This window comes from Burkholderia alba (genome assembly GCF_034721475.1).
Classification (GTDB): Bacteria; Pseudomonadota; Gammaproteobacteria; order Burkholderiales; family Burkholderiaceae; genus Burkholderia; species Burkholderia alba.
This window is the reverse complement of sequence record NZ_JAWJWL010000066.1, coordinates 1-9,520: the sequence shown is the minus strand read 5'-3', so window position 1 is coordinate 9,520 and position 9,520 is coordinate 1. Positions and strand designations below refer to the sequence as shown.

Here is a 9,520-nt window from a genome sequence, read left to right as displayed (position 1 = left end):
GAAAAGTGACCCCTGCCCCGGGGAGGGGCGACGCTGATAGACCGACACGAAAACAAGTTCAACGACAGAAAACCACCCGATAAGCCCATGGCCCCGAAGAGGTCCAAACACTAATGGACCGCCACCACGCCGGGCTCGGCGAAAGAAACCGGCGACGGGCGTCCAAACCTTCGTGAAAGGGCGCCGCGAATACCCTGACAATCTGGCAAGTGCGATAACTTGAAGCCCGCTCCTCCGAGCCTCACAAAAAACGCCCCCCAGGGCGAACGCCTCAAAAACCCCACGTATAATGGCCAAGTTTCAAGCGTCGCACGGCCTGTCTGGCCTGATCCGGCGCTCGGTCCGCCGGTTTTGCCGCGCCCGCATCCGCGAACCGATCGCGCCGCGATCTGTCCAATTGGCGCGTTTCGTCTTCCGCTCAGGCCGAAACGCCCGCCGCCCGGCTCTCCAACCAAGCGCCCCGTGCGCTGCACTTTCTGCCATCTGCCTGAATCGATCATGCGTTTGTCTTCCTTCGGCCTCCAGTCCCTCGCTTCCTCCACCACCTTCGCCGTCGCCGCGCGCAACATCGCGCTCGGCATCGCACTGCCCGCCGCGCTCGTGTCGACGATTGCCGTCGCCGAAGCGAAGCCCGCAGCGAAGGCCAAGGCGCCCGCCGCAGCCGTCGCGGCCGAACCCACCGGCGCACCCGCCACGTTCATGCCCGGCGCGGTGCCCCCGCCCGGCGTCAACGCCCGCTCGTGGGTGCTCGTCGACGCCTCCAGCAACCAGGTGCTCGCGTCGGGCAACGCCGACGAACGCGTCGAACCGGCATCGCTCACCAAGCTGATGACCGCCTACCTCGTGTTCGAAGCACTCGACTCGAAAAAGATCTCGATGGACCAGGTCGTCACGCCCAGCGACGCAGTCCGCCGCGTCGGCCGCGACGAATCGCGGATGTTCATCGAAGCCAACAAGCCCGTCACCGTGCACGATCTCGTCTACGGGATGATCATCCAATCCGGCAACGACGCGGCCATCGCCCTCGCCGAACTGGTCGGCGGCAGCGAAGCGCAGTTCGTCAACCTGATGAACACCGAAGCGCAGAAACTCGGGATGAAAGGCACCCACTTCGCCGACGTGAACGGCATGCCCGACCCGCAGCACTACACGACGGCAGGCGACCTCGCCACACTGTCCACCCACCTGATCCGCGACTTCCCCGACTACTACAACATCTTCTCGGTCAAGGACTTCACGTACAACAAGATCAAGCAGCCCAACCGCAACCGCCTGCTGTGGATCGACCCGACCGTCGACGGCCTCAAGACCGGCCACACGCAAGCAGCCGGCTACTGCCTGATCGCATCCGCCAAACGCTCGCTGCCCGGCACGGCCGACGCCTCGCGCCGCCTCGTCACCGTGATGATGGGCGAAGTGAAGGAAAGCGACCGCGTGCAGGACAGCATGAAGATGCTGAACTACGGCTACAGCGCCTACGATTCGGTCCGCCTGTACAAGGCCGGCCAGGCGATCGACACGCCGCGCATCTACAAGGGCAAGAGCAACACCGTGCAGGTCGGCGTCCAGAAGGATCAGTCGATCACCGTGCCGAAGGGCATGGGCGACAAGGTGAAGCCGGAAGTCGAACTGAACGCGCCGCTGATCGCGCCGCTCGCGCAAGGCCAGCAGGTCGGCACCGTGAAGCTCGTCGCCGACGGCAAGACGGTCGCACAGTTCCCGATCGTCGCGCTGCAGGCCGTACCGGAAGCGGGCCTGCTCGGCCGGATCTGGGATTCGATCCTGCTGATGTTCAGCAAGAAGAAGTAAGCCGGCCGATCCCTTTATTTTTACGACTTCGTCTCCATCTATACCGTCATGAGCCAAGCTGATTTCGATCCGGTCGTCTACCTGAGGGCATCGTCGCAGGAGCAGCGGGTGCGGCTGTCCGAAGCCCGCGTCCCGGTGCTCGACCGCGGCTTCATCTTCGGCGACGGCGTGTATGAAGTCGTACCGGTCTATGCGCACGAAGGCGGCCGCGCGCCGTTCCGGATCGCGCAGCACCTCGCGCGCCTCGACCGGAGCCTGAAGAAGATCGGTATCGACAATCCGCGCGACGACGCGCACTGGCGCACGCTCATCGACGAGATGCTCGACGCGAACGCCGAGGCGCTCGGCGACGGGCAGCACGCGCTGGTCTACATCCAGGTGACGCGCGGCGTCGCGAAGCGCGGCCACGCGTTTCCGGCCGGCGTGTCGCCGACGGTGTTCATGATGATCACCCCGCTGCGCCTGCCGAGCGCCGAGGAACGCGCGAAAGGCGTGCGCTGCGTGACGGCGGAAGACAAGCGCTGGCTGCACTGCGACATCAAGTCGGTATCGCTGCTCGGCAACGTGCTGATGGCTCAGCACGCGGCCGAACACGACGCGTTCGAAACGATCCAGCTGCGCGACGGCAACGTCACGGAGTGCTCGTCGTCGAACGTGTGGGTCGTGAAGAACGGCGAACTGCTCGCACCGCCGCGTAGCAACAAGATCCTCGAGGGCATCCGCTATGCGCTGCTCGAGGAACTGGCGAACGAGTGCGGGATTCCGTTCGTCGCGCGCGACATCAACGAAGCGGAATTGCGCGCGGCCGACGAGATCATGATCACGTCGGCGACCAAGGAAGTTCTGCCCGTGACCCTGCTGGACGGCCTGCCGGTGCAGGGCGGCAAGCCGGGTCCGGTCTACGCGGCGCTGTACGACGCCTACCAGCGCGCGAAAGCGCGCGAACTGGAGAATGTTTGACCCTTTGCCTGGAGGATGAAATGACCGAACCGACCAAAACTGTCGAACTGACGGGTGCGATCGAGGCCAGGAAGGACACGCTGCTGGAATTCCCGTGCGACTTCCCGATCAAGATCATGGGCAAGTCACACCCCGAGTTCAAGGACACGATCTTCAAGGTCGTGAGCGTTCACGACAACGAGATCGACCTCGAGAAGATCGAGGAGCGCGCATCGAGCGGCGGCAACTATACGGGTCTCACGATCACCGTGCGGGCGACCAGCCAGGAGCAGCTCGACAACATCTATCGCGCACTCACCGGCCATCCGATGGTCAAGGTCGTGCTCTGATCGTCATACTTGCGCGCGCGGCGGCACGGTCCGCCGCGCGTTGCGCATCCATCTGCGCGCAGAGTGTCTTGAAGCGCGCCATCTCCTCCAGCAGCCAGCTCCGAAACGCCTGCACGCGCTCCGCCTGCAACAGCGGCGGCGGACACACGAAGTAATAATCCCACGGGCTCGGCCCATCGATATCGAACAGGCGCACGATCCGCCCGAGCGCCACCTCGTGCATGGCCAGCGAGCGGCGCACGAGCGCGATGCCCTGGCCGTCGATCGCCGCTTGCAGCAGGTTCGACGAATCCTGGTACAGCACGCCGCGCCTGGGCTCGGTCAGCGTGTCGAGGCCCGCCGCGTCGAACCACGGGCGCCACAGCTCGTCGTCCGAGCGCAGCAGCGAATAGCGCACGAGATCGGCCGGCTCCTTCGGCAGCACGCCGCCGTTCAGCGTCGGCGCGCAGACCGGAAAGAACACCTCCTCCAGCAGCGGCTCCACGTGCAGCCCAGGGTAGTCGCCGGAGCCGAACCGGATCGCGACATCGACGTCGTCGCGCGCGAAATCGGTCAGCGCATTCGTCGATTGCAGTTCGAGATCGATCTCCGGATGCCGTTCGATGAACGGGCCGATGCGCGGCGTCACCCAGCGTGCGGAAAACGACGACAGCATCGAAATGACGAGCCGCCGGTCGCGGTCGTTCGAGCGGACCGCGCGGGTCGCATCGGCGAGCATCATCAGCGCGGCGCGCACCTGCTGCGCATAGCGGCTGCCGGCTTCGGTGAGGCAAAGCCGCTTGCCGTTGCGCGTGAACAGCTTCACCCCCAGATCCGCTTCGAGCGCCCGCACCTGATGGCTGACCGCGCCATGCGTGACGAACAGTTCCTCGGCGGCGCGCGAGACGCTCTCGTGGCGGGCGGCCGCCTCGAACGCGCGGATCGCGTTCAACATGGGCAGTTGGCGAAGGTCCATTTGCTAATTTATCTCACAAGTACGTGAAAATAGATCGTTATGCGCAAGCCGTTGATAGATATACGATTGTAGCCATTGAAGCACCTTTGGCGGAGCACATCATGAGAGAAATTTCTTCAAGCATCACGTTCGAGATCCAACCCGGCGAAACCATCCCGATGAAGGTCGCGCGCAGCACCCGATTGACCGTGCAGGGCGGGCCGGTGTGGGCGACGCGCAGCAACGATGTCGAAGATTATTTTCTGTCGAGCGGGTGCTCGCTCAAGCTGCGGCGCGGCGAGCGTCTATGGCTGAGCGCCGACGGCGCGGCCGGCGCCTGCGTGTCGTTCTCGATGGCGGTGCCCGCGCAGCAGGCCGCCGTCTCCGGCATCAAGCGGCTGCTCACGCGCGCGGCCGAGCTGTTTCGCGACAACTGGCGGACCGTCTGACCGCCTGAGGGGACGGGGCGGATTCGATCCGTCCCCTTCCAGTACCGGCGAGGCGCATGGGATTTCGGTAAACTACCGTCCATGTCAGCCTCGCCGGTTTCCATTGTGTCCCCCGTTTCCACCGAACCCAGCCCGCCGGTTGCCGATGCCGGCTGCGCGCCGCCGCCCGTGACGGTCCGCTGGCTCGGCGTCGAGCCGTACGAAGTCAGCTTCGAGGCGATGCGTGCGTTCACCGACGCGCGCACGGCCGAGACCGGCGACGAAATCTGGGTGGTCGAGCATCCGCCCGTCTACACGCTCGGCCAGGCGGGCAATCCGTCCCATCTGCTGGTCGCCGACAGCGGCGTACCGCTCGTGAAGGTGGACCGCGGCGGCCAGATCACTTATCACGGCCCCGGCCAGATCGTCGCGTACCTGCTGCTCGATTTGCGGCGTCGCAAGCTGATGGTGCGCACGCTGGTGTCCCGGATCGAGGAGGCCGTGATCGAGACCCTCGCGGCGTATAATCTCGCGTCGGTCCGCAAGGCCGGCGCACCGGGGATCTACGTGGCATCCGGCCCTCATGAGGGCGCGAAGATCGCGGCGCTGGGCCTCAAGATCCGCAACGGCTGCAGCTACCACGGCCTGAGCCTCAACGTGAAGATGGACCTTCGGCCGTTTCTCGCGATCAACCCGTGCGGTTACGCCGGACTCGAAACGGTCGACATGGCGGGCCTTGGCGTGGCCGCCGGCTGGAACGAAGCAGCCGAGACGCTCGTGCGCCGTCTGATCGCCAACCTCGACGGCGCAACCGCGGCCGCCGCATTGCCGCAGGCACTGGAACAATCGAATGACTGACCTTATCGCTACTCCCGCGCCGGCCGATCCGTCCGCCGCATACGATCCCACCGCCAAGCAGAAGGCGCAGGCGAAGACGGCGCGCATCCCGATCAAGATCGTGCCGATCGAGCGGCTCAAGAAGCCGGAGTGGATTCGCGTGAAGGCCGCCACCGGCAGCTCGCGCTTCAACGAGATCAAGACGATCCTGCGCGAGCACAATCTGCATACGGTGTGCGAGGAAGCGAGCTGTCCGAACATCGGCGAATGCTTCGGCAAGGGCACCGCGACGTTCATGATCATGGGCGACAAGTGCACGCGCCGCTGCCCGTTCTGCGACGTCGGCCATGGCCGCCCCGATCCGCTCGACACCGAGGAGCCGAAGAATCTCGCGCGCACGATCGCGGCGCTGAAGCTCAAGTACGTGGTGATCACGAGCGTCGACCGCGACGACCTGCGCGACGGCGGCGCCGCGCACTTCGTCGAGTGCATCCGCGAAGTGCGCGAGCAGTCGCCGGAGACCCGCATCGAGATCCTGACGCCGGACTTCCGCGGCCGTCTCGATCGCGCGATCCAGATCCTGAATGCCGCGCCGCCCGACGTGATGAACCACAACCTCGAAACGGTGCCGCGACTCTACAAGGAAGCGCGCCCGGGTTCGGATTATGCGCATTCGCTGAAGCTGCTGAAGGATTTCAAGGCGCTGCATCCGGACGTCGCGACGAAGTCGGGCCTGATGGTGGGCCTTGGCGAGACCGAAGAGGAAATCCTGCATGTGATGCGGGATCTGCGCGCGCACGACGTCGACATGCTGACGATCGGCCAGTACCTGCAGCCGTCGGAGCACCACCTGCCGGTGCGCGCTTACGTGCATCCGGATACGTTCAAGATGTACGAGGAAGAGGCGTACAAGATGGGTTTCACGCACGCGGCGGTCGGCGCGATGGTGCGTTCGAGCTATCACGCGGATCTGCAGGCGCACGGCGCCGGCGTGGTGTGACACGCCTCGCGACCCGTTCGCGACGACGATGGGAGAAAAAGCCCGCAGCGATGCGGGCTTTTTCGTTGGCGGACGCGGTTTGAGATGCGCGGTCGCGGGCAAAACGGTACGTCTTGGCGGCCGCTTGCCGGGAGCATTCGAACCCGATGCCGGCGACCGTCGTGCGCGCGGGTTTCGCCCCGGACGAGCTGTCTGCCGATCTTGCCCGGCGGAATTCCGTCGTCGCGGCGGGATTTGGCCGGTTCGATTGGGGCCGGCATCCGGTCCAGCGTGGAAAGCAAAGCTGAAACGGCGTCAATTGCATCGCAGGATTAATTGGAACCCGGCGGTTTCAAAGTCCCTATAGTCGGAAGCCTTTTGCAGTATCGCTACCGACAGGAGAGGGGATTCATGCAGCGTTTCAGTTTCGTTCGGCTCGCGGCGGTCGCCCTGACGGCGATCGCGTCCGTGACAGCCGCGCCGGCCGCGCACGCCGATTCGCGCGAAGTGGTGATCGCGTACCAGGACATGGTAGTGCCGTGGCGCTATGCGCAGGCGAGCGGCGAGGTGGAGAAGGCGACCGGCTACAAGGTGACGTTTCGCAAGCTCGACAGCGGCGCCGACGTGATCCGCGCGCTCGCGTCCGGGTCGGTGCAACTCGGTGAAGCCGGGTCGAGTCCGATTGCGGCGGGGCTGTCGCAGGGGCTCGACATTTCGCTGTTCTGGATTCTCGACAACATCAACAACGCCGAGGCGCTGGTCGCGCGCGACGGGTCGGGCGTGACCAGCGTCGCGGGCCTGAAGGGCCGCAAGATCGGCGTGCCTTACGTGTCGACGTCGCACTTCCATACGCTCGTCGCGCTGCAGAGCGCCGGCGTGAATCCCAACGACGTGAAGATCGTCAACCTGCGGCCGCCCGAAGTGGCGGCGGCGTGGGCGCGCGGCGACATCGACGCGACCTACATCTGGGATCCGGTGCTCGCGAAAGTGAAGCAGAGCGGCCGGGTGCTGATCACGTCGGGGCAGGTCGCGAAGGAGACGGGCAAGGCGACCTTCGACGGCTTCGTCGTGAGCCGCAAGTTCGCGCGGGACAACCCGGAGTTCGTTGCACGTTTCGTCAAGGTGCTGGCGGCGGCCGACGCGGATTACCGCGCGCGGCCGGCCGCGTGGCGTGCCGCGTCGCCGCAGGCCGCGGCGGTGGCGAAGGTGTCGGGGGCGACCGTCCAGGACGTGCCCGCGAGCCTTGCGCTCTACGCGTTCCCGACGCTCGCCGAGCAGGCGTCGAACGCGTGGCTGGGCGGCGGTGCGCAATCGGGTGCGGCGAAATCGCTGGCGGCGACGGCGGCGTTCCTGAAGACGCAGGGCACGATTCAGAACGTGCTGCCTGATTATTCGGCGGGTGTCGATCCGCAATTCGTGCAGAAGGCCGCCGCGCACTGACCGACCGTGCGGCGACGTGTTCCGGGAGTGGACAGATCATGAGCAGGCTGGAGATTCGAGGGCTGTCGGTCGCCTATCCGGGCGAGCGGGGCCGAGCCGGCACGCGGGCGCTTGCCGACGTCGATCTGCGGATCGATGCGGGCGAGTTTGTCGTGGCGCTGGGCGCGTCGGGGTGCGGCAAGACGACGCTGTTGAACTGCATCGCGGGGTTTGTCGCGCCGACATCGGGCGAGGTGCTGATCGACGGCGAGCCGGTGACGGGGCCGGGTGCGGATCGCGGCGTCGTGTTCCAGAAATATGCGCTGCTGCCGTGGCTCGACGTGCTGGGCAATGTGGCGCTCGGGTTGCGTTTCCAGCATGTGCCGAAGGCCGAGCGCGAGGCGCGGGCGCGCCGGATGCTGGCGCTGGTCGGGCTCGAGAAGCATGTGCACGCGCGCGTGTACGAATTGTCGGGCGGGATGCAGCAGCGGGTCGGGATCGCGCGTGCGCTGGCGGGTGATCCGCGCGTGCTGCTGATGGACGAGCCGATGGGCGCGCTCGATGCGATGACGCGCGAAGCGATGCAGGAGTTGGTGCTCGATCTGTGGGCGCGGACGCGCAAGACGGTGTTCTTCATCACGCATGGCGTCGAGGAGGCGCTGTTTCTGGCGACGCGCCTCGTCGTGATGACGCCGGGGCCGGGGCGTATCGCCGAGACTTACGAATTGCCGTTTGCGCGGCGCTATGTCGAGACGCGCGATGCGCGCGCGGTGAAGTCGTCGGCGGATTTCATCGCGTGGCGCGAGCGGTTGATCGAGCGTTTGCATGGGCGGCAACTTGAGGAGCGGGCAGCATGAGCGCACGGGAATCGGCGACGGGCGGGCCGCTGTTTGCGGATGGGCAATCGGCGCGGGCGGCCGGCGATGGCGGCGTGGGCGCGCGTGCCGCGAGGCGGGCGGGGCGGCATCGATACCGGTTGCCGGGCGAAGGGGCGACGGCCGGGTTGAGTGCGGTGTCGATCGCCGTGCTGGCCGCGCTGTGGTGGCTGGCGACGCATCTGCAATGGCTGCCGCCGCTGTTCTTGCCGACGCCGGAGGCGGTATGGGCGGCCTTTGTCGATGCGTGGCACGGACGCATCCAGGGCGGGTTGCCGCTGGCGCAGCATCTGGGCTGGAGCGTGTTGCGCGTGTTCGGTGCGTTTGCGCTCGCGGTGGTCTTCGGGGTGCCGGCGGGCATCCTGATGGGGGTGAGCCGGGTGGCGCGCGGGTTGCTTGATCCGCCGTTGGAGTTTTATCGGCCGCTGCCGCCGCTCGCCTATTTGCCGCTCGTGGTGATCTGGTTCGGGATCGACGAGAGCGCGAAGATCATCGTGATTTTTCTCGCGTGCTTCGCGCCGATCGCGATGGCGGCGCGCGCCGGGGTTCGGAGCGCTACCGTCGAGCAGATCAATGCGGCTTATTCGCTGGGCGGGAGCTTCGGTCAGGTCGTGCGGCATGTGGTGCTGCCGGCCGCGTTGCCGGAAATTCTCACCGGGTTACGGATTGCCATCGGATTCGGATGGACAACCCTCGTCGCCGCCGAGATGGTCGCCGCCACTGCTGGACTCGGGCAGATGGTGCTCAATGCATCCAGTTTTCTTCGGACCGATGTCGTCGTGATGGGGATCTTTTTGATCGGTGGGATCGCCTGGGGGTTTGATCTCTTGATGCGGGCGGTGGAGGGGTGGTTGGTGCCCTGGAAGGGGAGGGGGTGAGGGAGGGTTTCTGTCGGTGAACTTGTTTTCGTGTCGGTCTATCAGCGTCGCCCCTCCCCGGGGCAGGGGTCA

At 66.0% G+C, this 9,520-nt stretch carries 10 protein-coding genes; 9 read left to right on the top strand and 1 reads right to left on the bottom strand.

Annotation, left to right across the window (positions count from 1 at the left end):
* Positions 1-498 precede the first annotated feature (498 nt).
* The 3 genes from RZR99_RS31500 to RZR99_RS31490 are packed head-to-tail and all read left to right on the top strand — an operon-like array spanning position 499 to position 3,098.
* A complete protein-coding gene (locus RZR99_RS31500) occupies positions 499-1,809 on the top strand; it encodes a D-alanyl-D-alanine carboxypeptidase family protein (RefSeq protein WP_323123632.1) in 1,311 nt (436 codons plus the stop codon).
* A gap of 48 nt (positions 1,810-1,857) precedes the next feature.
* Positions 1,858-2,769 carry a D-amino acid aminotransferase gene (locus RZR99_RS31495; protein WP_323123631.1) on the top strand — a complete coding sequence of 304 codons (912 nt, stop codon included), beginning with the start codon at positions 1,858-1,860 and terminating at the stop codon, positions 2,767-2,769.
* Between the two features lie 20 nt (positions 2,770-2,789).
* Entirely contained in the window at positions 2,790-3,098 is a 309-nt protein-coding gene (locus RZR99_RS31490) for an HP0495 family protein (protein WP_323123630.1), read from the top strand.
* Here RZR99_RS31490 and RZR99_RS31485 read toward each other — a convergent pair.
* Entirely contained in the window at positions 3,082-4,053 is a 972-nt protein-coding gene (locus RZR99_RS31485) for a transcriptional regulator GcvA (protein ID WP_323123629.1), read from the bottom strand. The two genes, RZR99_RS31490 and RZR99_RS31485, sit on opposite strands and share 17 nt — an antisense overlap.
* A 101-nt stretch (positions 4,054-4,154) precedes the next feature.
* Here RZR99_RS31485 and RZR99_RS31480 point away from each other — a divergent pair, with 101 nt between their 5' ends.
* The 6 genes from RZR99_RS31480 to RZR99_RS31455 all read left to right on the top strand — a co-directional run bounded on the left by RZR99_RS31480 (position 4,155) and on the right by RZR99_RS31455 (position 9,448).
* On the top strand, positions 4,155-4,481 hold the full coding sequence (locus tag RZR99_RS31480; RefSeq protein WP_323123628.1) for a DUF2917 domain-containing protein: 327 nt from the start codon (positions 4,155-4,157) through the stop codon (positions 4,479-4,481).
* Between the two features lie 81 nt (positions 4,482-4,562).
* A complete protein-coding gene (gene lipB, locus RZR99_RS31475) occupies positions 4,563-5,318 on the top strand; it encodes a lipoyl(octanoyl) transferase LipB (RefSeq protein ID WP_323123627.1) in 756 nt (251 codons plus the stop codon).
* The gene (lipA, locus tag RZR99_RS31470; protein ID WP_323123626.1) at positions 5,311-6,297 is read left to right on the top strand and encodes a lipoyl synthase; all 987 of its coding nucleotides are present in this window, start codon (positions 5,311-5,313) and stop codon (positions 6,295-6,297) included. Before lipB ends, lipA begins: the two co-directional genes overlap by 8 nt.
* Positions 6,298-6,687: 390 nt before the next feature.
* Positions 6,688-7,716: a taurine ABC transporter substrate-binding protein gene (gene tauA / locus RZR99_RS31465; RefSeq protein WP_323123625.1), complete on the top strand. Its 1,029-nt coding sequence runs from the start codon at positions 6,688-6,690 to the stop codon at positions 7,714-7,716.
* Between the two features lie 38 nt (positions 7,717-7,754).
* Positions 7,755-8,552, top strand: a complete 798-nt coding sequence (locus tag RZR99_RS31460) for a taurine ABC transporter ATP-binding protein (protein WP_323123624.1) — start codon at positions 7,755-7,757, stop codon at positions 8,550-8,552.
* Positions 8,549-9,448: an ABC transporter permease subunit gene (locus RZR99_RS31455; protein WP_323123623.1), complete on the top strand. Its 900-nt coding sequence runs from the start codon at positions 8,549-8,551 to the stop codon at positions 9,446-9,448. Before RZR99_RS31460 ends, RZR99_RS31455 begins: the two co-directional genes overlap by 4 nt.
* The last annotated feature ends 72 nt before the right edge of the window (positions 9,449-9,520 follow it).

Bases quoted from the DNA above. Each gene is read 5' to 3' on its own strand.
- RZR99_RS31500 (WP_323123632.1), top strand. From the start codon at position 499: ATGCGTTTGTCTTCCTTCGGCCTCCAGTCCCTCGCTTCCTCCACCACC.
- RZR99_RS31495 (WP_323123631.1), top strand. From the start codon at position 1,858: ATGAGCCAAGCTGATTTCGATCCGGTCGTCTACCTGAGGGCATCGTCG.
- RZR99_RS31490 (WP_323123630.1), top strand. From the start codon at position 2,790: ATGACCGAACCGACCAAAACTGTCGAACTGACGGGTGCGATCGAGGCC.
- RZR99_RS31485 (WP_323123629.1), bottom strand. From the start codon at position 4,053: ATGGACCTTCGCCAACTGCCCATGTTGAACGCGATCCGCGCGTTCGAG.
- RZR99_RS31480 (WP_323123628.1), top strand. From the start codon at position 4,155: ATGAGAGAAATTTCTTCAAGCATCACGTTCGAGATCCAACCCGGCGAA.
- lipB (WP_323123627.1), top strand. From the start codon at position 4,563: ATGTCAGCCTCGCCGGTTTCCATTGTGTCCCCCGTTTCCACCGAACCC.
- lipA (WP_323123626.1), top strand. From the start codon at position 5,311: ATGACTGACCTTATCGCTACTCCCGCGCCGGCCGATCCGTCCGCCGCA.
- tauA (WP_323123625.1), top strand. From the start codon at position 6,688: ATGCAGCGTTTCAGTTTCGTTCGGCTCGCGGCGGTCGCCCTGACGGCG.
- RZR99_RS31460 (WP_323123624.1), top strand. From the start codon at position 7,755: ATGAGCAGGCTGGAGATTCGAGGGCTGTCGGTCGCCTATCCGGGCGAG.
- RZR99_RS31455 (WP_323123623.1), top strand. From the start codon at position 8,549: ATGAGCGCACGGGAATCGGCGACGGGCGGGCCGCTGTTTGCGGATGGG.